This window comes from Priestia sp. USM5, from assembly GCF_058323215.1.
On the sequence record NZ_JBSGKN010000001.1, the window covers coordinates 3,163,390 to 3,188,324 of the forward strand.

A 24,935-nucleotide genomic window follows, 5' to 3' on the forward strand; every position below is an offset into this window, starting at 1 on the left:
GTATGATGATTGAAGTTTATATAGACGGAGCCACTGCTGGCAACCCTGGTCCTTCTGGAGCTGGTATTTTAATTAAAGGAAATGGTGAACATCATCGTTACGCTATTGTTCTTGGGACAATGACGAATCATGAAGCAGAGTACCATGCACTTCTTCATGCATTAAAAATTTGTTTAGAAAAAAAGTATACGAGCGTATCTTTTCGAACAGACTCTCAGCTAGTAGACCGCGCAATGAACCAAGAACACGTTAAAAATAAAGCGTTTGCTCCTTTACTGGAAGAAGCCCTCAAATTGTCCAGTCAATTTGATTTATTTTTTATAAAGTGGATCCCTAGCTCTCAAAATGCAGGTGCTGATCAGCTGGCCAGACAAGCCATTAATCAAAAAGAAGCAGGAATGTAATCCTGCTTAAATCATACCTGATGACTTTAAATATTGAATGGCTTGTTTTTGATTGCTAATACGATTTGATGTCAAATTCTCGAGGAGCGATACAAAAAAACTGCCGTCAAATTCTTTTTGTACTTTTAGTGTCCATTCAATTGTAAATATGACCATCTCGTCAGCTGCACGCGTATACTGCTGACCAAATGAAATAAATCCACGTGCATCTTCTGCTAAATGAAAGCCTTTTTCTTCAAGATAAAGAAGATACTCTTCAACGGTTTGAGCTGTTTTTGTCACTTTTTCGTCCCATCCTTTTGCAAAGGTTCTTCTTTATCTTAGCTTACTTTTGGCTATTTGACTATGATTTCCCTTCTAAAAAATAGCCAATTGCTCCAAGTGCTACTCCTAAAATGGCTCCGCCAATCACTTCTTCTGGCTGATGACCAAGCATTTCTTTCAAGCGCTGTTCCGTCAAATCGTGAAAGCCTCTGTCTGGAAGACCCGCAAGCTTTTCAATTTCTTCGTCTAACGTATTCACTTTAATAGTAATTTCGCCAGTCTGCCTTCGAATTCCTTGTGCATCGTACATCACAATAATTCCAAAAACAGATGCTAACGCAAAGTCAATCGTAGAAACACCTCTTTTTAATGCTACATAGGTAGCCAAAGAAGATACGCCGGCTGAATGAGAGCTTGGCATTCCACCCGACGCAGCAATCATCCGCATATCCCATTTTCCTGTTTGATACTTTTTAATTGGGATTTTTAAAGCTTGTGCTAAACCGATTGATGAAAGAGCAATGACAATTCCTTTATTCATATTGCTTCACCTCATCTATAGTTTGCGATGGATTGACATCTTGTACCCAAGCAAATATTGCCCAACAAAAAACGCCGGGCTAATCTGCTGACAGAGCAGACTAATCCCGGCGTTTTTGGAAACAGTTCTGTTATTTTTTACGCTTTTTTTGTGCAGCATTATTCATTTTGGCAGATTCAACTTCAGCATAAGAACCGAATTCTTGTCCATATTGATTATTTGCACTTTTATTAGCTTCTAACTTCTTGTTAACAGAATTATTTTGGTTTTGTTGCACGTTGAACTCAGAAGCAAACTCCCCAGCATAAGTGTCATTTGCACTTTTTGCACGCTTTGCTTTTTGAGCCTGATTTGCTTTAAACTCAGAAGAGAACTCTTGGTTATAATTATGCTTTGCATTGTTATTCGCTTGCGCATTTTTATTACCTAATTTTTGACGACCCATCGCTATCTCCTCCTATTTGTACCTCGTTGGTACACTATTAGTATGGATCAAGTGGCACGTCATATCCTGTTCAAATTAAGGTAAAAACACCAGAGCTTAGCACGTTTATATTCTTGCTACGTACTCTTTAACCATTTCTTCGGTCACTACTTTACGGCCTGGAATGATGGTATATTTTTGAGACAGCTCATTAATTTCTGCTGTTACAGCGTTAATACCGTCTACAGAAAAGGGCTTCCCTTCTTTGCAGAGAAGCACAGCTGCTTCAATAGCTTGCTCACGTCGAGCTTCTAAGCTGGCAAAAGCACGTACTAATTCGTGCTGTTTTTTAGAATGGGCTGAAATTTCTTTATGTACACTCATGTTCGTTCCTCCATTATATTATGCTGAGTTAGTAAAAATAAGTTAATGTCCTCATAACTGATTTGCTTTTCCGGTAATTCTTTTAAGTTTTTTTCTATCGCTACAGATTCTTTCTTAATGCTATCCAAAAAGTTTTTCATCTTTTCATTAAAAGCGACTTTCCCGCTTATCTTGCATTGTACAAATTGCTCAATGATGGATTGCTGCCTATCGTCGAGATTTGCCTGCTTACATAAATCGGCAAATAAAATGACAGGGAAACTGCGCTGCTTTACTACTACTTTCAGTGATAAAAATGCACGAATCAGTTGGAGCATCACTTTTATATCCTCTATTGTAACAGAAGATGTCAGATTTCTTTTACTATTTATCGTTAAAATTTTAAAATAATGATATCCCAATGCTTTTAAGGAATATGATTGAGCCATCATTTGCCGGAGCGGCTCAGCAAACGATGACTTTTGATAATAAACAAAAGGCGACCATAGCCACTCATAAAGCGAAGGGTTTGATTTTGTAAACAAATAAATGGTTTTGTACAAATCCCACCCTTGCATATCATAATTGCCTTCTGCTACATTAATGACCTCTTGAGGTCTATTGAGATGAAGATAGCGTGATGCTTTATATTTATATATAAAGCGGACGTCAAAATCACTCGCTAACGTGTCGAGTCCGTAAGCACGGCTCCCTGATTCACATGCAAACAAAATTTCTACATTATATTCTTTTTCAATTTCCTGTAAACGTTTATTTATGTGTGTAGACATAAAAATTAATGACCCTTTCTTTTCTCCAATACATGTTCTAGCACCGTCATTGTACTTACCAATTCTTGAATTGGAAATTCTTCAGACACGGCCGCTTGCAGCTGTTTGTAATAATCATACCATTCTTCAGATACAGACTGTTTATGCGCTAAAACGTACTGATTCACTAAATAGGTATAGTGTGAATGAAGAGCAGCTTCTTCTTTCGCAATGTAGTGATTAACATCCGGCTTAATACGTTCTAATAAAGCAGCGTGGAGCTTTGCTTTCTCATTTTTTTCAAAAAAGCTTTTATTGTTTTTATACAGTGAAAGCTCTTTTTGATACGATTCATTCTTATCGAATTGATGACTTGTCACAACTTCGCTGCCATTTGGCGGCTCTAACGAGTTCAACGTTGGAGTAAACGTCGGTTCATAGCGCTGTAGCTTTGTGATGATCATTCGATGCCAGTCTTCGATTAATTTTACGATGTATTTTTCGATTCGCAAAGTGGTCGCACGCACTTCTTGCGTTGCGTCGAAGGAAATAGACGTTAACAACTCCTGCAAACACAGGCGCAGCTGCTTTTGCTTTTCACCTCGATCATCTCTTAAGTTTGCCGGACTGAATGCTTCTTTAAAGAAGTCATCGTACCTCACAAACAGACGTTTTTTCACATAAAATAAAAGCTCTTCTAATTCTCGGTCAAACTGCTGTTGTTCATATTCAAAATGAATTTCATGCAGTTTTGCTGCTACCTGCTCATTTTTTATGTGAAGAGATTGAATGTATCGCTTTTTATCGACTTCTGATTTTGTCTGCACCTGTTTCATTTCATTGGCAACTGCTAAAATTTGTTCGAAATCTGCATAGACACTTTGGATAGCAAGCTCTGGTAATTCATAATTTATGAAGCGGTAAAACGCATTTTTGAATGGCAGAAACATTTTATCCTCATGGTTTTGCAAAGCTTGCAAGCTTGATACCGGGTATAAGCGCGGAAAGCGTATACCATACTGTTCAAGCTGCTCTTTTACGTACGTCTGAACTAACTGCAGCTCTGTATCCGAGCTGGCTAAGTCCGCTGCATTTACTAAGAAAAACATTTTATCAAGCGCAAATACATCTTTTACACGGCCAAGCTGAATAAGAAATTCTCGGTCAGCTTTTGAAAATGCATGATTATAATACGTTACAAATAAAATGGCATCTGCATTTTTGATATACTCAAACGCTACTCCCGTGTGTCTCGCATTGATTGAATCAGCTCCAGGTGTATCAACAAGCGTAATGCCTAAGCGAGTAAATTCACAGTCATAATACAGGTTAATAAATTGAACAAAACACGCTTTTTCTTCCTTGGCTACATAATCATGAAATCCTTCTGTATCCACTACTACTTCTGAACCGATATGATGCTTGACTTCGCCGTAGCCTTTTTCTACTGCCTGTAAAAACGACAAATGCAGCTGCAGCTCTTCTGTTGCCTGCAGGGTCGGAATAATCGCTAGCGCTTCGTCAATTGTTTCTACTTCATGATGAAACAGCTTAAGTGCACCATTTAAATCTTGGATCATCTGCTCGTTTGTTTTCATTTGCACAACAGCTGTTTTATGCGGCCGGCTTTCTGTTGGAGGCATAATTTTATTGATGGTTGCTGTTGTTGGATTCGGAGATACAGGAAGTAATCTTTCTCCAATCAACGCATTAGCAAAAGATGACTTACCGGCACTGAATGCTCCGAATAAAGCTACGGTAAACGTTTGATTTGATAGCTTTTTACGTTTTTCTTGAAGCCTATTAATAAAGCGGTCTAATTTTCCAAATGAACGGAGCTGTTCGAGAACAGCTGATACATCTTGAAGAACCTTTTCTGTTCCTGTTTCATGCACAGCTTCCTCAGGCTGTGAAACTAACTGCTGCTCACTCGCAGCTTCATGCTTTTCTTCAGCTTTCATGATGCCCGTTTCATATTCTTCTTGTAACATATATGACAACTCGTTTGTATCTTCTAGCGTTAGGTCGTCATCAGTTTGCTGTAAAGATTGAAGCAACGCTTTTGTACGTGCCAGTTTTGCTTTCATTTCCTGAAGAGATGTATACGCTTCTTCAAATGCCTCACATTCCTGCAAGTGTTGAGAAATATTCTCACGCTTTACTTCATCTTGCTCCATTTTGCTCTGTTCGATTTGCGCATAGAGCTCGTATAACAATCGCGTGGCTTTTTTCTTAATGTGATCAGCTACATCTTTTGCGTACGTTAAAACATAATCACCATTAATCGTAGCTCCTGCTTTTACCGTTTCAATTAAGTCATGAGGTTCTAACGGAATTTCAAACTGCTGAACCTGGCGTATAAGATCCGGGTCAGTAAGATTTTGATTTTTCACCAGATCTTGCACATATTGCTGCAAGTGCCACTGCAGCTGAGAGGCTGTTCGTTCTTTCATATCGTCAAAAAATAACGTCAGCCGCTCTTTTTTTACTTCCTCGGTCTTTTTCTTAGCAAATAAAAGACCGACTTTGAAATCAGGCTTTGTCGTTTCTAAAAACAGCCTAGCTTTTTCTCTCATTTCATATGGTGTTAAATTGGCGTTGCTTAGTATCTTGCCTGTTTCTTGTTGGTACGTTTCTGCTAACTGCTTTTCAGCACGCTTTATTTCCGCTTCTTTTTCGAGAAGCTGCTTTTTTTGCTGCTTATTTATTTCATGGTTCTCAAGCGTCAGCTTATGGCGCAGCTCGTCATGAATCGTTAACTTTTCTTCTTCTTGGTCTTCAATAAAGGCAAGGTGATCGTCAATTAACATTTGCATCGCATGTTGAATATGCTGATGTCGGTTTTCTTTTTCCGTCATCATAGCAAGTAATAGAGATTTTACGTACGAAAGGTCATTATGACGGTTGGCTGGCTCTTTTAACGACGTATAGAAGATTCCTTCTGGTCTAACATTCCACTTTAAAAATGACGTTTCTACAGATTCTTTAAATGCTTGAAATGTTAGCTGATCTTCTTGATGTTTATCGATTTGATTTACAATTAAATAAAGCGTTTTATTAGCTTCTTGCAGCTGTTTTGCAAATTGAAGATTTAATTCTGCCTGCACATGATTATAATCCATCACGTAGAAAATAACGTCCGCTAAGTGAAGAGCTGACTCGGTCGATACACGATGCGCATCATCTGTTGAATCAATCCCCGGTGTGTCCATCACCACAACATTTTTAGGAATAGCGGTTGTCTCGATTGATAAATGAATGGACTCTACTTCATCTCCGTCGACAGCAAACTGCTTAATTTGTTCATACTGATAAGGCGCTTCATAACGCACCGGCGGCTGTTTGCGGTAATAAACGGTTGCATGCTCATCCCCCGCCTTTACTGATACTAAGTTTGCGCTTGTCGGAATAGGACTTGCAGGCAAAATTGCTTGCCCCATTAATTCGTTAATCATACTCGATTTCCCAGCCGAAAAATGTCCGCAAAATGCTACAACAAATTCACCGTTCACCCACTTTTTTAACAGCTGTATTGCTTTTGCTGCCTGCTGTTCATCTCCAGCTGCTTGAAATTGCTTATGTAAATGAAAAAGAGATGCTTCCAATTGGAGATTTTCTTGATGTTTCACACTCACTTTACCCATTATTACTCTACCCCTTTTGCCTCATTCAAGACTGTATTTAAATGTTCTCTATCCATCTTTGTTTCTGCTTATTCTTTCTCTATTTTACTTGATTCACCTACGTTTTCCCATAAAAAACTGAATTTTTAGTTACAAAAACAATAAAAAAAGCTGTCAATAATTTGACAGCTTTGCATTGTATTTATTTACCGTGTATATATTACGCCTTTTGGGCTTTTTCAATATTTTTCATTACATACGTTGTGACGCCAACATATGTAGCAAGTGCTCCGATCACAAAAAGACTAACCATTACGTCCACCACCGTTTCTACTTGATGAAATTGATAATCTTTATCATTTGATTTCATCTTATCATGAAAGATAATCATTTTCAATTAGTTTTGAGATTTTTTTGCAGGAAAGAAACGTCCCGTATTTTGCATGACCTCGCCATAATTCGTTTCATTCGTTAGCGCTTGCTCTTCTAAAGGAATTCTAACGGCTAATATACACAAATTGAAAACAGAAAAAATAGCTAACGTCCAGTATGCCTGAAACATAAGCGGAACTAACACCAATTCTGCCGCTACAACTATATAATTTGGGTGCTTCATAAACCGATAAGGACCTCTTAGCACAACCTTCGCGTTAGGCAAGACGATAATTTTTGTATTCCAATACTTTCCTAACGAAGAAATAGCCCATACTCTTGCAAGTTGCACAAGCACAAAAAAGCTAAACAACAAAAAAGAAAAGTGATACATTCCACCGCTTAACACATACACTTCCGTAAAAAGAGCAGCAAAAAAAGCGGCGTGCATGCTTACCATCCATTTGTAGTGACTTTGACCAGCTTCGTACGCTCCCTGCTTCTTCATCCAAGCTTCATTTCTTTTGGCAATCACCAGTTCACATAGACGCTGTAAGATAATAAATACAAAAAAACTATAAAAAAACAATCGCTTTACCTCCACTCTAATAGAAGCATTTCAGAACTAAATCCAGGACCAAGAGCTGTTAATAAACCGTATTCTTTACTCGGAATTTCTTTCTTCATAAAGCGGTCTAGCACATATAAAACGGTTGCCGAAGACATGTTTCCATGGTTTTTAAGTACATCTAGTGAATCAGCAATCATATTTTCGTTTAGCGATAGCGTTGATACATATGCTTCAAGCACTTTTTTCCCTCCAGGATGAGCAACAAAATGTTTTAAATCCCGACTGGTCAAATTCTGAGTTTGTAAAAAAGACTCAACTTCTCCGCCTAACCACGAGTCGATAATAGTGGGAATATCTTTTGAAAAGACAACAAATAACCCATCATTTTTAATCTCCCATCCCATTACGTCTTCGGAATTTGGCATAAGCGTCGATTGTGTATGTAAAATGTAAGGAAAGCTTTTTGAACGGGAAAAAGTGATATCTGCTTCGTCACCTGCGACTAAAGCAGCTGCTACTCCATCAGCAAATAAAGATGTACCAATTAAGTTGCTTTTTGAACGATCATTCCGCTGAAAAGTCAAACTGCACAGCTCAACGGATAATACAAGAACTTTAGCGCGCGGAAAGGCTTTGCAATATTCGTAAGCCCTTGAAAGTCCAGATGCTCCTCCGGCACACCCTAATCCCCATATAGGGATTCTTTTTGTATGGTCTGAAAACGCAAGCTTATTCATAATTCGAGCTTCAATGCTAGGCGTAGCTACACCGCTTGTTGAAACGTAAAAAATAGCATCAATTTCTCCACACGGCAAAGGGGTACTTACATAGTCTTTATTTGTTAAGCATTCTTCAATGGCTTTTGTACCTAATTCAACAGCACATTCTATAAAAGCATCATTTTTTTCTTCGAATGTATGATCTTCTTGAAACCAAGATAAGTCTTTGGCAAAATTACGTTTTTCAATTTGACCATTTTGAAAAACGGTCAGCAGACGATTAATATCTTTAAACGACTCGGAAAAAAGTTCTTTTGCAAATAGCAGCGTGTCTTGCTGAGTTAATTCATAGGGGGGAACTCCAAATCCAACTGAGATAATTTTTGGCATACACTTCACCTCTTTGATTGCGTTACATTTAACATTTGTAATAGCTGGGGATTTATTCAATTCTTTTTTAGTGGAATGGAGGTGAAACATAAAAAAACTTTCCTGTAACTCAGGAAAGTCTACGTTTTGAAGAAGTGTATGTTTGTTGTGCACTTTTATTATAGCGCAAATAATCTGAATGTACAGATACAATTTATGGATTGACGAAAATAAGTGCTTATTTTTTATGAAAAGAAAATGGACATATAGATTTCATCTACATATTCATTGTTAAAATAAGCTTGTTCTTTCATAACACCTTCTTGTTCAAATCCTACCTTTTTATACAATTCGTATGCCACTTTATTAGAAGCAAACACAGTTAAAGAAAGTTTATGAAGATTATTTTCTTTGCACCAGTTTAGCGTATAATTCATAAATTGTTTTCCTATTCCCATTCCCTGTGCTTTTGAAATAAGCCATGTACGGAAGAGCCCCGTGTGGCGCTTCATTTTAATTTCGCCTCTCAGAACACGTGCGATTCCAAGTACTTCACCTTCGACTTCAGCTACAACGTACATGTGATTGTTCTTTTCTACTGATGCAATAAAATCTTGCTCTTCTTGGACTGTGCGCGGCTCATCTTTTTGAATAAATTCCCCGGCTTCAATAATTTCTCTTACCGCTGTTGTAATATGCTCTGCATCACTTGCCTTTGCAGGGCGTATAGTGACTTCACGTCCGTCTTTCGCTTTAAATTTCACTATGTTTTTCTCTGCTGTAATCATCTATATCAACTCCTATATTTTTCACCATTCAGTACTACTATTTTGGTTCTAGCTTGCGTAATTTATCAGTGGTAAAGTTCTGCTTTTCATTTCATCTAACAAGCAATCATGTGCATTTGTTGTATTACCCACGCTTTAAACAAAGCTAAACCATTTTTGAAATATTTATTCTTGCACAGACATCCTAGAAATGCAATTAATTGCGTTAAAGAACTATTATTTCAAATTTTCTTTACAAAAGTGCATAAAAAAGAGGCTGGGACATAACGAAATCACTCCGACCTAAAGACGAACAAATGGGATTAATCCGCTAGAAGCAACGAAACGCATGAAAGCTACGTCCATCTTAACAATAAAAAAATACGAACTAACAACCAATAATTTTGATTATTAGTTGCTAGTTCGTATTTCACTTCGACTAAACTATTTTTGTCCTACTTTTTATTAAAGTCCCATTGAGATATATTTTACTTCTAAATAATCTTCAATGCCGTAATGACTTCCTTCACGTCCAAGACCACTTTCTTTAAAGCCGCCGAATGGAGCTTGAGCTGCAGATGGAGAGCCATCATTTACTCCTACAATGCCGTATTCTAATTCTTCAGATACAAATGTTGCTTCTTTGATGTTTTCTGTAAATACGTAAGCTGCTAAACCATAAGGGCTATTGTTTGCTCGTTCTACGGCTTCTTCTACTGTTTTGAATGTTGCTACAGGTGCCAATGGTCCAAACGTTTCTTCAAACATGCAATTCATGTCATCAGTTACATTTGTGATAATTGTCGGCTCCATAAAGAAACCGTTTTTAGTTGTTATAGCTTGTCCGCCAACTACAACTTTAGCTCCTTTACTTTTTGCATCCGCAATTTGTGCTTTTACTTTCTCAACCGCTTTGTCGTTAATTAGCGGTCCAACTTGTGTACCTTCTTCTAATCCGTTTCCTACTGTTAATTCCGCCGCTTTTGCTGCAAATTTTTTAACGAAAGCATCTGCAATGGATTCTTGTACGTATACACGGTTTGTGCAGATGCACGTTTGACCTGCGTTGACAAACTTAGAAGCAATTACGCCGTTTACAGCAGCGTCTAAATCTGCATTTTCTGTTACGATAAACGGTGCATGACCGCCTAATTCAAGCGATAATTTTTTCACAGTATCAGCAGCACCGCGCATTAGATGTTTACCAACCGCTGTTGAACCAGTAAATGTTAATTTTCGGATGCGTCCGTCTTTTTGCCATGTGTCGCCAATAGCTGCTGCATCTCCAGTAACAACATTGATCACACCTTTTGGAACGCCCGCTTCTTCTGCGAGTTCTACTAAACGAAATGCTGTAAATGGTGTTTCTTCAGATGGTTTTAAAACAATTGTACATCCTGCTGCAAGAGCTGGGGCCACTTTACGCGTAATCATGGCTGCAGGGAAGTTCCATGGCGTAATAGCTGCTACAACGCCAACAGGCTGTTTTTTAACCGTAATACGTTTATGCGTATGATGAGCTGGAATCGTTTCACCATATACACGCTTTCCTTCTTCAGCAAACCAAGCAATATAATCATTGCCATACTGCACTTCACCTTTTGCTTCTGCAAATGGTTTGCCTTGTTCCGTTGTCATAATTTCTGCTAGTTGATCTTTATGATTTTCAATAAGTTGATGCCATCTCATTAAAATAGCACTGCGCTCTTGAGCGGTTCTTTTCGACCATGTTTTAAAAGCTGTCGCTGCTGCATCAGCGGCAAGTGCTGCTTCCTTTGAGCCTGCCTTGGGAATTTGTCCTATAACTTCTTTTGTTGCTGGATTAATCACATCAATTTTCTCTTCTGTTGTTGTCCATTCACCGTTAATATATAGTTTGTTTGGATACATCATTCATCCTCCTAGTTGTGTGAATTTCTTTGCGCTGTGTTAACTACACTATATACACTAGCATCTTCGTTGATTTATGAGAACTTCCCTTCTATACTATGGGTATAACAAAAGGTTATAGGTGATAAATATGAAAACAGAATGGCTTGAGTCTTTTATTGAAACAGCCAAAACAAAAAGCTTAAGCAAAGCAAGCGAACAGCTGCATATGACGCAGCCCGCGCTCAGTAAGCAAATGAGAAAACTAGAAGAAGATTTAGGAGTAACATTATTTATTCGCTCCGCTACAGGAGTAGAATTAACCTCAGCAGGTGAAATTCTTTTACAAGAAGGTGAATCCATACTATCAAGCGTTCATGCTCTTCAAAAAAAATTAGTGTCTACGCAAGAAGCTTGTGATTTAACTATCGGAACGTGGCAAAGTATGGCTGCTTTTTACTTACCTTATCAACTGGCTTCTGCTAAAGACCACAATCGCCATATTGATATAAAAACCTCGCATCACTATTATGATTTGTTAGAGCAGTTAGAAAGCAATCAAATTGATGGAGCTTTATTTGATGATCGAGAGATTCAACATACTTACTGGTCAAAATTATTATTCAAAGAAGACTTTTATTTATTTGTGAATGATCAGCACCCGTTAGCCGAAAAAGAAAGCGTATCATTTGAAGATTTCAAAGAAGAACCCATTGTAGTTCTCCCTCCAGGGTGCGATGTTCGGACACTAGTAGAAAAAGCGTACAATCGTCATAACTTAAAAATGTCCATTGCCAATGAAATTGAATTTGCTCAAAGTATTATGGGATTTATTTCAGCTAATTTAGGTATTTCAATTCTCCCTGAAATTTTTATGCGCCATTTACAAAGCTCAAACATTAAAGCATTGCCTATTACAGACTTCAAATTCAAAAGAGAAATTTCATTAGTGGCAAAAAATCCTGACGTGGGGAAAATGCTTTATACACTGTTTTTCAAAACACGATCTTAATAGGAAAGACGACCAAATTAGGCCTAAGTTCCCCATAACAATGAAAAGATCCGAACGATTAATCGTTCGGATCTTCTTCAACTAACATACTTTTGTGCCAGCCTCTTTTTATTTCGATATTGCTTCATTTGTTAACTTTGTTTCTGCAACTTGCGCACGTGGTGATTTCATCATATTAAAGACAATATTTAAAAAGATTGCTGTAAAACTCCCCATCACAATACCGCTTCCAGTGAGAACTTGAAGACTCTCTGGTAAGTTTTTGAAGAGTTCAGGTACAACCGTCACCCCTAGACCCATACCAACCGAACATGCAATTACAAGAAGGTTTTCTTGTTTTGCTAAATCAACTTGACTAAGGATTTTTATACCTGAAGAGATGACCATCCCAAACATGGCTACCATAGCTCCTCCAAGTACAGAGCTCGGGATAACTGTCGTCACGGCTGCGATTTTAGGTAGAAAGCCCAAAATGATTAAAATTCCACTCGCTGCAAATACAACATTTCTTGTGCGAACACCTGACAACTGTAAAAGTCCTACATTTTGAGAATACGCTGTATAAGGAAATGCGTTAAAAAATCCGCCTAATAAAATCGCCAATCCTTCTGCACGATAGCCTTTAGATAAATCTTTTTCATCCACTTCTTTTTTACAAATATCACTAACGGCAAAATAAACGCCTGTGGACTCGACAATGCCAACAAGTAAAACAAGGAACATTGTCAGGATGGCCGTAATATTAAACGTTGGCATCCCAAAGTAAAACACGTGAGGCATATGAATCCACGCTTCTTCTTTTACGCCGGAAAAATCGACTTTTCCCATAAAAGACGCTGAAATCGTTCCAACAACCAATCCTAATAACACAGAGACGGAGCGCATAAATCCTTTTGTAAATCGATACAGAACAATAATTAATAGCAAAACGCCAAAACCTAAACCTAAATTGCTCAAGCTGCCAAAATCTTTACTTCCTTCTCCTCCAGCTAAATCTTTAATCGCTACAGGAATTAACGTAATTCCAATAATCGTTACAACCGAACCCGTAACTAAAGGAGGGAAAAACTTAACCAATTTACCTAGAAAAGCAGAAAGAAGGACAATGAGTAAACCGGCGACGATAATAGAACCATATATGGAGGAAACGCCGTAAGAACCTCCAATTGAAATCATAGGTCCTACGGCAGTAAACGTACACCCTAATACAACTGGAAGACCAATACCGAAAAAACGATTTTTCCATACTTGCAGTAACGTTGCCACACCGCACATAAATAAGTCAATCGCCACTAAATACGTAAGCTGCTGCTGAGTCAAGCCAATGGCTCCTCCAACAATAAGAGGGACAACAATCGCACCTCCGTACATAGCTAAAACATGCTGTAAACCAAGTGAAAAGACTTTTCCTTTATTCATATTAAACCTCCACTGTTGGTTTATCTTCAGCAAATGTAACTTTACCATTTGATAAAGACTGAATGCGCGCTAATGATTCTACTTTAACGCCTGATTTACGAATTTGTTTTCCTCCATCTTGGAACGCTTTTTCAATAACAATACCAATGCCGCCTACTTTAGCACCTGCTTTTTGCACGATATCCATCAAGCCGAATGCAGCTTGGCCGTTTGCTAAAAAGTCATCAATAATTAAAATCACGTCATCTTCTCGAATAAATTTATCAGCAACTGAAATTTCATTTTCTTCTTTTTTTGTAAATGAATATACTTTTGATGTAATGAGTCCGTCTTGAAGTGTTAAAGATTTTCTTTTTCTGGCAAACACCATCTCAACGTTTAGCTTCAATGCAGTCATAATCGCTGGAGCAATTCCTGATGATTCAATCGTTAAAATCTTCGTAATTCCTGCATTTTCAAAGCGCGAAGCAAATTCTTCTCCAATTTCTTTCATCAGTACAGGATCCATTTGGTGGTTTAAAAATGTGTCTACTTTTAAAACCGTGTCCGATAATACGATTCCATCTGTTAAAATTTTGTTTTGCAAAGCTTTCATAGTTCGTTCCTCCAACGTTTGTATTAAAAAAGCTCAAAAACATAGCTGCACTCGTATATGAGTAGAGCAATGTTTTTGAGCTTTTACGCACAAAAGTGAAAAACAAACTTCATCGCTCACCCATAGTCAAACTATTTACGGTAGTTTGGTAGATACTTACGAGCCTTATTCTCGTCATTATATGAGTGCGTTATTGAGTTACTTGTATTATATCAGCAAATCTTTTATTTGAAAATATCTAAAAAAGATATTTTCGAACATTTACTTGCAATACAAAACATAATATTCGGTTATAGCACTTTTTATACGTGATAAATTTGTCCGTATTTCTCTTCTAGATATTGAATTAAATAATCTACATTTAGCCCTTCACCCGTCACATCGTTTAAAATTTCAAGAGGTTTTTTCATTTTTCCGTACTGGTGAATATGTTCTGTTAACCAATTTGTAATCGGCGAAATTTCTCCTTTTTCCAAGAGTTCATCATAATTAGGCAAGTCTTTTAACATGGTATGCTTAAACTGCGCTGCGTACATATAGCCCAGAGCATAGGAAGGGAAGTACCCAAAGCTTCCTCCGGCCCAGTGTACGTCCTGAAGCACGCCTTCTCCATCGTGACTTGGACGAACCCCTAAATATTCTTCGTATTTCTCATTCCAAATTTCCGGTAAATCCTCAACTTTATACTCCCCGTTTATTAATCCTTTTTCAATTTCGTAACGAATCATAATATGAAGAGGATACGTTAACTCATCTGCTTCAATACGAATAAGAGACGGTTTTGCTTCATTTACTCCTCGGTAAAAATCTTCTAAACCTACATCGTCAAACTGTTCCGGCGCATGCTTTTTTAGTACGTCGTAATGATGCTGCCAAAATGCTTTGTTTTTCCCGACAAACTGCTCAAAAAACAGTGACTGTGATTCATGAATTCCCATTGAAGTACCTTCACATAGAACCGTGCCAACAAGATCCTTTGAAATATTCTGCTCATATAAAGCATGGCCACATTCGTGAATCGTGCCAAAAATAGCCGTTCGGAAATCGTTTTCGGCATATTTAGTTGTGATGCGCACATCTCCCGGATTTAAGCCAGTAGCAAAAGGATGGACTGTTTCATCAAGTCGCCCCGCTTCAAAATCATAGCCGAGTGTTTTTAACACGTCTAGACTAAATTGCTTTTGCGCTTCTTTTGGGAAAGTACGGAATAAAAATTCCGTATTGGGCTTTGTATTTGACCCGGCGATTCGCTGAACAAGAGGCACAATATGCTCCCGCAGCTTTCCAAATACCTCGTCTAAAATTTCAACCGTCATTCCCGGTTCAAAAAGGTCTAATAAACGGTTATATTTGTTTCCTTCATACCCCCAATACTCCACAAACTTCTGATTAAACGCTACAATTTTTTCAAGGTACGGTTGAAATAAAGCAAAATCTGCTTTTTCTTTTGCTTCTTCCCAAATTGACTCCGCTTTTGAAGTTAACGTAACGTATTCTTTATATTCGTGCGGAGGAATCTTTTTATTTAAGTCATATTCTTTTTTACACTCTTCCACTGCTTTTTTCGTAATATCGTTTATGTAAGGCTGTGACTCAGGGTTCGTTAATTTCTCAATAAAACCTGCCATTTCATTAGAAACGGAAAGATTGAACGCTTCTGATGACATCATGCCAATCACTTCAGAACGCTGATCCGCCCCTTTTTTTGGAGCGCCCGTTCTCAAATCCCAGTACATCACTCCGATTGCCTCGTGATAACTTTTGATTTTATTCATGTATTCATAAAACTGTTTCTCAATTTTCTGTATGTCTTCTCTCATTGTTTTTCCTCCTTACTTTCCTTATTTCACCATAAATTATTTTATCATAATAGTAACGGTGTGTATATAACTGAAAATTCAATCTATTGGACATATAAAAAAGCGCGGCTGCCACCGCGCTTTTTTATACGTTTTCTATTTTCGTTGGAACATTTTGTTCAATGATTGAACGCACTTTTGAATCTGTGCTTTTTGGCATAAAGATCGTGATTAGACCCTTATCATTATGAGAGCGAATCAGCCTTCCAACTCCTTGCTTTAAGCGAAGAAGCATATACGGCATATCTGCATCCCAAAATGGATCGACTACTTGATTGCGCTTTGCTTCAAAGACCGGATCATTTGGCGGATACGGCAGAGACCAAATAATTACATTCGATAACGAAGGTCCAGGAATATCCAACCCTTCCCACAAATGAACAGCGCATAAAATCGTTTCTTCTTCTCTTTGGAACTGAGATACTAATTTACTGATTTCTTGATCGCCCTCAAATAAAAATGTGTACTGATCTAACTCTTTGGAAACTTCTTTGAACATCTCTAGTTCTTCTTTGCTGTTAAACAATAAAAGTGCTCGTCCGTTCGTTTTTTCGAGCTGAGCAACAGCAAAGGCGAATTTTTCAGCAAACGCTTCTTCTTGATCATCGGAAACATCTTTCACCGCAATTTTCATTTGCTCATCATAATCAAATGGCGATTCAACGGAAAAAGAAAGCGGCTTTGCAATGCCTAAGCTATATGCTAAATAATCGAACGATTGGTTATCTGAAAGAGTGGCAGAAGTGAAAATATACGGTATTTTCTTCGCAAATACTCGTTCTTTTAAGACGTCTTTTACTGCTTGCGGCATAATAACCAACGTCAGCTGCCAGTTGTTTTCTTCCACCCAGTAGATGGCATTTTCGTTGTCCATAAATAAGCGCAGCGAATAATCAATTTGATCTAGGTACTCATCTACAATTCGCAGCGTATATTCATCTACTGTATAGGTCTCACTCTCAAACACAAGCTCGTTTCCGATATGTTCAAGCAGCGATAAAAGTTCTTTTCCTACACTTTGTAATCCGTTTGTTCGGGCTACTTCTTTACGGCTAGAACCAACGATTTCTGTGCTTGCTTCACTTAAACGGTCAAAGAACATTGCATACACATCAATAGCGTGCTCGATCTTCACAGCAAATTCTTCTCGCACGTCATTTTCTAATAGACGCGTTAACAAGTTTTCTAACGTATCTTCTTGAATGCGATACGTTAGAGCCTTTTGTGCAGCAAATTCCAGCAGGTGACCTTCATCAAATACAACACAGCTGCTTTCAGGAAGAAGCGGAAGCTGTCCTTCACGCTTGCGGGCTTCATATGTCCAAATGTGCTCCATGTAAAAATCGTGAGAGCAAATAATTAAGTCATGTGCTTTTCTATAGTGCTCGCGTGAAAGCGTTAAGCCACATCTATGACGCTGCTCACAGGAAGAGCAATCTTGAAACGTATCCCAGTTAATTTGATTCCATTCCTCATCCGTTAAATGAGGATATTCTTTACGGTCTCCGTAGTGATAGAACGACTGCATACCACTATGATCATGAACAAAATCAGGAAGCGTATCGTAAATTTCTTCAATGTTTTCATTATCTGTTCGTGCTGTCACAGCATCTAATTTCTTTAAACACAGATACTGATCTTGAGATTTTGCTAGGCGAACATCCATGTTAATATCTAAAATACCAGAGAGCTTGGCAATGTCTCCTTCGGCTTTTACTAACTGTTCAATTAATGTTTCATCCGCACAGGCAATAATAGCCGGCTTGCCAATATACCTTGCATAACAAATAGCGTACAGTAAATACACAATGGTTTTCCCTGTTCCTACACCTGCTTCTGCAAAGATTACATTTTTTTCTTTAAAAGCTCGTTCGATTTGAAAAGCCATAAAAATTTGTTCATCCCGAAGTTCTAATCCTGCGTCTGGAAGATGATCATAAAAAACATCACCTATCCATTCATTTAATTTATCAAAAAAGTTTTCATCCCGCTCAATTGTAAAAGGCAACCGCTCTCTCATCATCGATACTGACTCCTTTATTTATGTAAATATCTATCAATAAAAATTAGCTTCACTTCTTTTTATCTAGTAAATTTCTCATGTAAGCAAAACTTAATTATTGACTACTTTATCTAAAATGTCAATAAAAAGAGCTGAACATAAAAAAGGTTCTGTCTGTAAGGACAGAACCTTTTTGTATAAAAGCTGGGTGTATAGAACGCAAACGGAATAAGTGCTATTAAAAAATTAATTACAGCGGAATTTGGAATCCGTGGACTGAGACAATAAAAAGGCCGCTTCATACTCGGCTTTTGCTTGTTCCAGCTGAGTAAGCGTCTCTCCGCTAACTTCTATTCCCTGCTGCATTAAATGATAGCTGTTTTCCAACGCTTGCCGAATCATAGTGAACTGCGTGTTTCTATCCATTTATAAACATCCTCTCTCTGTAGTGCTTACTATAAAAGTGAATACTATCATTCTATACACCAGCTGTTTATTTTATTCTCAAAACCAGCATCTCTGGCTTAATAAATGGATTCTTTCATTTAAGAAAATAATCGAACTTATTAAAATATTTTAATCCTCACTTGACATATAGGAATAATATATTTTAAAATTACTTACAGATTCAATCACTCAAAACTACATACTACAGGCTTACCGGTCAACCGATAGCCTCTAATTGCCAGATACACGTACAATCCGTCTGTGCAATTAGAGGCTTTTATTTTTTAAAAGCCTGCTGAGAGGAGAAAAAAATGGCAGAACTGCAGTTGCAGCATGTGTATAAAAAATACGGAAAAGATAGTCTTGCAGTTGATAATTTTAATCTTCATATTCAAGACAAAGAATTTATTGTATTTGTAGGACCTTCAGGGTGCGGCAAATCCACTACCCTTCGCATGATCGCCGGCCTTGAATCGATAACAGAAGGAGAATTGCTTATTAATGGAGATCGTGCAAACGATTTACCTTCTAAGGACCGGGATATTGCAATGGTGTTTCAAAACTACGCGCTTTACCCTCATTTAACGGTTTACGACAACATGGCATTTGGCTTGCAGCTCCGCAAAGTCCCAAAACAAGAAATTGATGAGCGCGTTCGTGAAGCGGCTCGTATTTTGGACTTAGAACCCTATTTAAAACGCAAGCCAAAAGCATTATCAGGAGGTCAGCGTCAGCGAGTGGCTTTAGGAAGAGCGATTGTACGGAATGCCCAAATTTTTTTAATGGATGAGCCTTTGTCTAACCTTGATGCGAAGCTTCGCGTACAAATGCGTGCTGAAATCAGTAAGCTTCATCAGAGGCTGCAGACGACCATTATTTATGTAACCCACGATCAAACAGAAGCCATGACGATGGCAAGCAGAATCTTAGTTATGAAAGACGGAAAAATTCAGCAAATAGGTTCACCTATGCAAGTGTATAATGCTCCAGAGAATACGTTTGTAGCCAGTTTTATAGGCTCACCGGGAATGAACTTTTTCACAGGAAAAGTAGTGAACAGCAAACTGTACATCAGTGAACATGAGTTTCAACTGACAGAAAATCAAATGCATTCGTTACATGAAAAAGGCTACAATAATCAATTCATTACTGTAGGAATTCGACCCGAGCATATTACGCGTGCCTTTTCTGATGCTCCTCATATTTCATTACCGGTAGATGTGTCTGAGTTATTAGGAGCAGAGTACATACTATACAGCAGTTTAGGAGAGCAGCTCTTTGTGGCTAAAATCCCTGGGGATGAACATATTCAAGTTCATCAGCACTTTCCGTTTCATTTTCAAATGAATCATGCTCATTTCTTTGACCAAGCATCTACCAATCGTATCAAAATTGACCAATAACTATCTAAAAAGAATTCTATAAATGGGGGAACTAAAATGAAAAAATTATTAATTCTGTTAGCAATGCTCACCGTGATCATCGCCGGCTGCGGCAAAAACAGTTCAACAAGCGGCGACAGCAGCGATTCTTCAAAAAAAGTAACCATTAACTTTACGCATTGACGAGGAGAAGATACGAAAGCCTTTGATTCTATCATTGAGCAATTTGAAAAGAAAAACCCAAATATTCATGTAGAGATGACCGTCTTTCCTTCGGATTCATATCAATCACAAATTCAAGGATCTCTACTATCTGGAGAAGGCATCGATGTATTTGCTAGTTTTCCAGGAAGTCAATTTGAAACGATTCGCAAAGCAAACGGTTTTGCAAAGCTGGACGACCAAAACTTACTCAGCAAATTTGACGAAAAGCTAATCCAAGCGGGTAAAGCGGATAATACGCAATATGCTCTTCCTTATCAGCTAGTCTATAACATCCCTGTCTATAACAAAGGCATTTTTGAAAAACTAAATTTAGATGTTCCTAAAGACTGGAATAGCTTTTTAAAAACAGCTGAAACATTAAAGAAAAATGGTTACACGCCGATTTTATTTTCAGGAGACGTAAGTCCTTCTCAATTTATTAACCCAATGATTATGAATAACGAACCTACAAATAACGCCCTTCACGAAGTAGAAACGGGCAAGCGCAAGCTAACTGATGAATGGTTTATCAAAACCCTATCTCAAATTAAAGAATTAAATGATAAAGGTTACTTCCAAAAAGATGCTCTTGGTACGAAAAAAGAAAGTGCTGCAGCACTTTTTGCTCAGGAAAAAGGCGCAATGCTTGCTCAAGGTTCTTATATGATGGCTACAGTCAAACAGCAAAATCCAAAGATTGATCAAGGTTTGCTTGCACCGATTACAGTGGATCAAGATAAAGCCAAATACGAAGGTGTTCATACCACAACATTCTTATTAGGTGTTGCTGAAAAATCAAAACACAAAGAAGCTGCTAAGAAATTTTTAACTTTCCTTGCAGATTCAAAGATTTCTTCTGAGTATGCAAATGCTACTGGCCAGTTATTAACGGTCAAAGACGTGAAATATGATTCACCTGAACTCAAAGAAAGCGCAAAGTGGAAAGACAAAAAAACGGTCTTCCAACCTCGATTTACCATTTTAAATGAGCGCGTATCAAAAGCTGTTGAAACATCTGTACAGGACGTACTATCCGGTATGTCAGCGAAAAAAGCTGCTGAAAAAGCACAAGGAGAGGTAGAACGTGTCGCTAAAAACTAATACGTCTATTCAAGAGGAAGAAAAGAGAACCCCTTCGTTCTCTTTTCATTTAAAAATATCTCTAAAAGCAGGCATCTATGGTTGTTTTTGCTTCCTGGTTTTGTCATATATACGGTTTTCTTTGCATTGCCAACGCTTTCTGCTTTATTTTTAAGTACAACTGATTGGAATGGATTGTCTTCTCAGTTCTCATTTGTAGGGTTTCAAAACTTCAAAGAAATTTTAACAAACGATGCTATTTTTACACAGTCGCTTACAAACAACTTAAAGTTCACAATTGGCGTGCTGATCTTTCAAACGTTATTGAGCTTAGGCTTTGCACTCTTACTTTATAGAAATTCTGCATGGAATACATTTTATCGCTCACTCTTTTTTGTACCGACGATTATTTCGTCCGTGTCGATTGCGTTCACGTGGAACTTTATGTATGACCCCAACATTGGAGGAGTTAACCTATTTTTAAGTAAAATAGGCCTTGAGCATTGGACACAGTCTTGGATTGGAAATGGACATATCGCCATTTACAGCTTGGCTTTTGTACAATTTTGGGCACATACTGGTCAAATGCTTATTATTTTTGTAGCTGGAATTCAAGCTATTCCCAGTGAGTTATATGAAGCTGCTAGTATTGATGGAGCAACACGATGGCAAAAATTCAAGCGCATTACGTGGCCTCTTTTAGCTCCAGCTACGACAATGGTTGTGGCTTATACGACCATACAAAGCTTTAAAGCATTTGATTTAATCATTGCAATGACAAATGGAGGTCCCTCCAACTCAACTGAAATTCTTTCGACACTTCTTTATCACGAAGCTTTTATTAATTTTCGTTTTGGCTATGCCTCTGCCATTTCCGTTGTATTTATGATTGTGATTGCTCTTTTAACGTTTCTTCAATTTCGCGTACTTCGCCTGACCAAAATGTAAAAGGAGATTCTTTTATGAAACAAAATCCATTCAGACATCTGATTTTAGGGATATACGGTTTAATCATTCTGTTGCCCTTAAGCTTGGTTTTATTAACAACCTTTAAAACAACGCCTGAACTTTACAGCAACCCAATTGGATTACCAGCAGGCTGGAATATTGAAAATTATAAACAGCTGCTCGTCAATGAACCCATCTTTGGCTATATTAAAAACAGCGTGATTGTTACCGTCTTTAGCACGTTTTTTATTCTATGGTTTTCAAGCATGATTGCTTACGCTGTTATTCAGCTACCTCAAAAGCTTGGATGGATTGTATACGGCTTTTTTGTTTGCGGAATGATTGTCCCTACTCAAGTCAATATGATTCCTGTCTTTTTGCTGATGAATAAGCTTGGACTGGTCAATACGCTAACAGGGGTCATTATCGTCTCCATAAGTTTTTTGCTTCCTATCGGTGTGTTTATTATAACGGGGTTTATGAAAACTTTGCCAAAGGAACTATTCGAAGCCGCTCGCATGGACGGGGCGTCAGAGTGGAAAATATATTCAAAAATCGCTCTTCGACTCTCCATACCTTCAATGGCTACAGTAGGAATTTTTTCGTTTGTGATCGTGTGGAATGATCTTTTATTCCCTTTGCTATTATTAAAATCTAAAGAAGTAAAAACGCTGCCTATTGCATTATTGGACTTTCAAGGGGAATTTCTAACCAATTACCCTATGCTGTTTTCAGCAGTCGTTCTTTCTTCTATTCCATTATTGATTGCGTACGTGTTTTTGCAAAAGCATTTCATTTCAGGAATGACCTCTGGGGCATTAAAATAGCAGGCAAGAAAATCACGCTTCCCTGCCTGCCCCTTTATTCTATAGGATTATTTTTTAAAGCACGCTGAGGTTTCGGTTTCTCTACTATTAGATGTTGGTAAACGTACATTAAAGCAGCTTTTAACAGAAAGATACCTAGCAAATGGTACTCTTTAAATGTGCCTACCCTAAAAAGCTTTGCACGGCTCATAGCTCGTTGAAAAGGATAAACAAAAAATGTATCTACGATTGCATTTAATAACATATACCTTCCAAAATGGCCATATGTGAACTTTTTAATCCATAAAGAACCTGCTAAAAATGGACCTAAAAGTAAAGCAGCTTCACCTGTTAAATATGGATGAGGAGGATTAGGGAATATCCACCACTTCTTTTTTTCAGCAATATAGCTTTCAACCATAATTAAAAAGGAAATAAACATAGTAGATGATAAATAGCGCTTAATATGCTGTCGTCCTATAAAAGGGATGGTTAACCATGAAAGAAGCATCATCCCGCCAAAAACCCGTGCTGATCGATTTTTTCTCATTTTATCACCTCTTAGGTTTTAGTATGAGATTTCCCTTTCGTAAATATGTTAGAAATAAGCTAATCATTTCTCGTTTTAAGCCTGCTATTGAAAAGAAATGAATACATATATTGCCCTGCTACTCGCCCATACTATAAAAAAACATAATGGGGTGAGTACATGCATGATTATTATGACGGACTATATAAATACCTGCTTAATGCTACGTTTTGGTTTATTTTATTAATTGTCGTGCTCGGGATAGGCATGTTTGGAATGCTAGCTTATCGCGGTTTAAAAAAGAAATAACGTAAAAAAGCCAAGCTGTTTTTACACCGCTTGGCTTTTTGTATTTATTGATCGTTGCGTGGAGGACGAGGTCCCCAGTACTGATAGTAGTCTGTTTTAATAAATCCGTTAAACAATTTGCGTTTTTTCGTCGCTTTTTTACCGTAGTACTGTTCAAACTGTTCATGAGATGTAAGCATATAAATCGACCACGTATCAAGCTTAGAAAACGCTTCGCCCATTTCAGCGTACATTTTTTCAACAGAAGGACGATCGCTTAAACGTTCGCCGTACGGAGGGTTACCAATAATGATTCCATATTCTTTCGGCGTCGTAAAATCGCGCACTTGCATTTGCTTAAATTGAATTAAATCTCCAAGTCCAGCTTCAAATGCATTTTGCTCCGCTACTTTTACCATACGATGGTCAATATCATGACCAGCAATATCTAGCACTTGGTCGTAGTTCGCTAAGTCTTCTGCTTCTTCGCGCGCTTTGTCCCAAATGCTTGCTGACATCCACGGCCACTCTTCTGATAAGAAGTCACGATTAAATCCTGGTGCAATATTTTGACCGATAAGCGCTGCTTCGATAGCAATTGTACCAGAACCGCAGAAAACATCGACAAACGGACGATTCGCATTCCACGGCGTTAGCATAATTAAAGCAGCTGCCAGCGTTTCTTTTAAAGGAGCTTCCCCTTGTCCTACGCGGTAACCGCGCTTATGAAGTCCTGCACCGCTTGCGTCAATTGTTAATGTAGCAACATCTTTTAATAACGCTACTTCAATTTTAAACGTTGACCCCGTTTCTTCGAGCCAGCCTGTTGTTTTGTTATAATGTTTTTTCATGCTGTCAACAATTGCTTTTTTTACAATGCTTTGACAATCTGATACGCTGAACAATTTAGATTTAACTGATTTTCCCGATACAGGAAACTGTGCATCTACGGGTAAATAATCTCCCCAATTTAATGCTTTTGTTTGTTCAAAAAGCTCATCAAACGTACGAGCTTTGAACTGTCCAACCTGTACTTTAATTCGATCTGCTGTACGAAGCCATAAATTGCATCGAGCAATTGCAAGCTCGTCTCCTTCAAAGATAACCTTGCCATTATCTACTTCACATTCATATCCTAAAGCACGCACTTCTTTAGCCACTAGTGCTTCAATTCCCATTGCTGCTGTTGCAATAATTTTATATTTCGCCATTTTTCAACCTCATTTTGTTTCTAATTATCTACACTAAGTGTAAAAGTACCATATACATGCGCCGTAGTCAAAGCTTTCTCCGTCTTTTTATCAAAAT

General features: G+C 37.9%; 24 protein-coding genes, 1 pseudogene and 1 riboswitch. Of the genes and pseudogenes, 7 read left to right on the plus strand and 18 right to left on the minus strand.

Annotated elements, in window-relative coordinates; genetic code table 11:
* The first annotated feature begins 5 nt into the window (after window positions 1-5).
* Complete coding sequence (locus tag ACWATA_RS16950) at window positions 6-404, plus strand: reverse transcriptase-like protein (RefSeq protein ID WP_243494379.1); 399 nt, start codon at window positions 6-8, stop codon at window positions 402-404.
* Window positions 405-410: 6 nt separating this feature from the next.
* Here ACWATA_RS16950 and ACWATA_RS16955 read toward each other — a convergent pair whose 3' ends face one another.
* The 11 genes from ACWATA_RS16955 to ACWATA_RS17005 all read right to left on the minus strand — a co-directional run bounded on the left by ACWATA_RS16955 (window position 411) and on the right by ACWATA_RS17005 (window position 11,077).
* Window positions 411-686: a DUF6123 family protein gene (locus ACWATA_RS16955; protein ID WP_013082383.1), complete on the minus strand. Its 276-nt coding sequence runs from the start codon at window positions 684-686 to the stop codon at window positions 411-413.
* 61 nt (window positions 687-747) lie between these two features.
* Complete coding sequence (locus tag ACWATA_RS16960; protein WP_473049990.1) at window positions 748-1,209, minus strand: divergent PAP2 family protein; 462 nt, start codon at window positions 1,207-1,209, stop codon at window positions 748-750.
* 130 nt (window positions 1,210-1,339) lie between these two features.
* Window positions 1,340-1,654 carry a hypothetical protein gene (locus ACWATA_RS16965; protein ID WP_013056168.1) on the minus strand — a complete coding sequence of 105 codons (315 nt, stop codon included), beginning with the start codon at window positions 1,652-1,654 and terminating at the stop codon, window positions 1,340-1,342.
* A gap of 105 nt (window positions 1,655-1,759) precedes the next feature.
* Entirely contained in the window at window positions 1,760-2,017 is a 258-nt protein-coding gene (locus ACWATA_RS16970; protein ID WP_013082381.1) for a DUF2533 family protein, read from the minus strand.
* Window positions 2,014-2,787 (minus strand): nucleotidyltransferase domain-containing protein, encoded by a 774-nt coding sequence (locus ACWATA_RS16975; RefSeq protein ID WP_432236235.1) that lies wholly within the window; start codon window positions 2,785-2,787, stop codon window positions 2,014-2,016. The genes ACWATA_RS16970 and ACWATA_RS16975 overlap by 4 nt, the downstream gene beginning before the upstream one ends.
* Window positions 2,788-2,792: 5 nt before the next feature.
* A complete protein-coding gene (locus ACWATA_RS16980; RefSeq protein WP_473049992.1) occupies window positions 2,793-6,410 on the minus strand; it encodes a dynamin family protein in 3,618 nt (1,205 codons plus the stop codon).
* A 199-nt stretch (window positions 6,411-6,609) separates the two neighbouring features.
* A complete protein-coding gene (locus ACWATA_RS16985; protein WP_155017140.1) occupies window positions 6,610-6,780 on the minus strand; it encodes a hypothetical protein in 171 nt (56 codons plus the stop codon).
* Window positions 6,781-6,786: 6 nt separating this feature from the next.
* On the minus strand, window positions 6,787-7,350 hold the full coding sequence (locus ACWATA_RS16990; protein ID WP_033578450.1) for an isoprenylcysteine carboxyl methyltransferase family protein: 564 nt from the start codon (window positions 7,348-7,350) through the stop codon (window positions 6,787-6,789).
* Window positions 7,351-7,355: 5 nt separating this feature from the next.
* Entirely contained in the window at window positions 7,356-8,441 is a 1,086-nt protein-coding gene (locus tag ACWATA_RS16995; RefSeq protein ID WP_028414037.1) for a type III polyketide synthase, read from the minus strand.
* Between the two features lie 224 nt (window positions 8,442-8,665).
* The gene (locus tag ACWATA_RS17000) at window positions 8,666-9,208 is read right to left on the minus strand and encodes a GNAT family N-acetyltransferase (RefSeq protein WP_028414038.1); all 543 of its coding nucleotides are present in this window, start codon (window positions 9,206-9,208) and stop codon (window positions 8,666-8,668) included.
* Window positions 9,209-9,652: 444 nt separating this feature from the next.
* Window positions 9,653-11,077, minus strand: a complete 1,425-nt coding sequence (locus tag ACWATA_RS17005) for an NAD-dependent succinate-semialdehyde dehydrogenase (protein ID WP_098113455.1) — start codon at window positions 11,075-11,077, stop codon at window positions 9,653-9,655.
* Between the two features lie 130 nt (window positions 11,078-11,207).
* Between ACWATA_RS17005 and ACWATA_RS17010 the strand changes: the two genes are divergently transcribed.
* Window positions 11,208-12,068: a LysR family transcriptional regulator gene (locus tag ACWATA_RS17010; protein WP_098113456.1), complete on the plus strand. Its 861-nt coding sequence runs from the start codon at window positions 11,208-11,210 to the stop codon at window positions 12,066-12,068.
* Between the two features lie 108 nt (window positions 12,069-12,176).
* On the opposite strand, the gene ACWATA_RS17015 is transcribed toward ACWATA_RS17010, so the two are convergent.
* The 5 genes from ACWATA_RS17015 to ACWATA_RS17035 form a co-directional block, all read right to left on the minus strand.
* Window positions 12,177-13,487 carry a nucleobase:cation symporter-2 family protein gene (locus ACWATA_RS17015; protein WP_098113457.1) on the minus strand — a complete coding sequence of 437 codons (1,311 nt, stop codon included), beginning with the start codon at window positions 13,485-13,487 and terminating at the stop codon, window positions 12,177-12,179.
* Window position 13,488: 1 nt separating this feature from the next.
* Window positions 13,489-14,082: a xanthine phosphoribosyltransferase gene (locus ACWATA_RS17020; RefSeq protein WP_028414042.1), complete on the minus strand. Its 594-nt coding sequence runs from the start codon at window positions 14,080-14,082 to the stop codon at window positions 13,489-13,491.
* 103 nt (window positions 14,083-14,185) lie between these two features.
* A riboswitch (purine riboswitch) is annotated at window positions 14,186-14,287 on the minus strand.
* Window positions 14,288-14,384: 97 nt separating this feature from the next.
* Window positions 14,385-15,902, minus strand: coding sequence for a carboxypeptidase M32 (locus ACWATA_RS17025; RefSeq protein ID WP_028414043.1), 1,518 nt, complete (start codon window positions 15,900-15,902; stop codon window positions 14,385-14,387).
* 124 nt (window positions 15,903-16,026) lie between these two features.
* Entirely contained in the window at window positions 16,027-17,964 is a 1,938-nt protein-coding gene (locus ACWATA_RS17030) for an ATP-dependent DNA helicase (RefSeq protein ID WP_028414044.1), read from the minus strand.
* Between the two features lie 225 nt (window positions 17,965-18,189).
* Window positions 18,190-18,369: a hypothetical protein gene (locus ACWATA_RS17035; protein WP_013056154.1), complete on the minus strand. Its 180-nt coding sequence runs from the start codon at window positions 18,367-18,369 to the stop codon at window positions 18,190-18,192.
* A 332-nt stretch (window positions 18,370-18,701) separates the two neighbouring features.
* Between ACWATA_RS17035 and ACWATA_RS17040 the strand changes: the two genes are divergently transcribed.
* The 4 genes and pseudogenes from ACWATA_RS17040 (at window position 18,702) to ACWATA_RS17055 (ending at window position 22,831) form a co-directional block, all read left to right on the plus strand.
* Window positions 18,702-19,793 carry an ABC transporter ATP-binding protein gene (locus ACWATA_RS17040; RefSeq protein WP_473049994.1) on the plus strand — a complete coding sequence of 364 codons (1,092 nt, stop codon included), beginning with the start codon at window positions 18,702-18,704 and terminating at the stop codon, window positions 19,791-19,793.
* A gap of 36 nt (window positions 19,794-19,829) precedes the next feature.
* Window positions 19,830-21,077: pseudogene (locus ACWATA_RS17045) on the plus strand (ABC transporter substrate-binding protein).
* Between the two features lie 81 nt (window positions 21,078-21,158).
* A complete protein-coding gene (locus ACWATA_RS17050) occupies window positions 21,159-22,004 on the plus strand; it encodes a carbohydrate ABC transporter permease (protein WP_285851753.1) in 846 nt (281 codons plus the stop codon).
* Window positions 22,005-22,018: 14 nt separating this feature from the next.
* Window positions 22,019-22,831, plus strand: a complete 813-nt coding sequence (locus ACWATA_RS17055; protein WP_098113459.1) for a carbohydrate ABC transporter permease — start codon at window positions 22,019-22,021, stop codon at window positions 22,829-22,831.
* A gap of 34 nt (window positions 22,832-22,865) precedes the next feature.
* On the opposite strand, the gene ACWATA_RS17060 is transcribed toward ACWATA_RS17055, so the two are convergent.
* Complete coding sequence (locus ACWATA_RS17060) at window positions 22,866-23,360, minus strand: hypothetical protein (protein ID WP_028414049.1); 495 nt, start codon at window positions 23,358-23,360, stop codon at window positions 22,866-22,868.
* A gap of 159 nt (window positions 23,361-23,519) precedes the next feature.
* Here ACWATA_RS17060 and ACWATA_RS17065 point away from each other — a divergent pair, with 159 nt between their 5' ends.
* The gene (locus ACWATA_RS17065) at window positions 23,520-23,648 is read left to right on the plus strand and encodes a hypothetical protein (RefSeq protein ID WP_013056148.1); all 129 of its coding nucleotides are present in this window, start codon (window positions 23,520-23,522) and stop codon (window positions 23,646-23,648) included.
* A gap of 44 nt (window positions 23,649-23,692) precedes the next feature.
* Here the strand turns inward: ACWATA_RS17065 and ACWATA_RS17070 are convergent, their stop codons facing one another.
* Entirely contained in the window at window positions 23,693-24,838 is a 1,146-nt protein-coding gene (locus ACWATA_RS17070; protein ID WP_028414050.1) for a THUMP domain-containing class I SAM-dependent RNA methyltransferase, read from the minus strand.
* Between the last annotated feature and the right edge of the window lie 97 nt (window positions 24,839-24,935).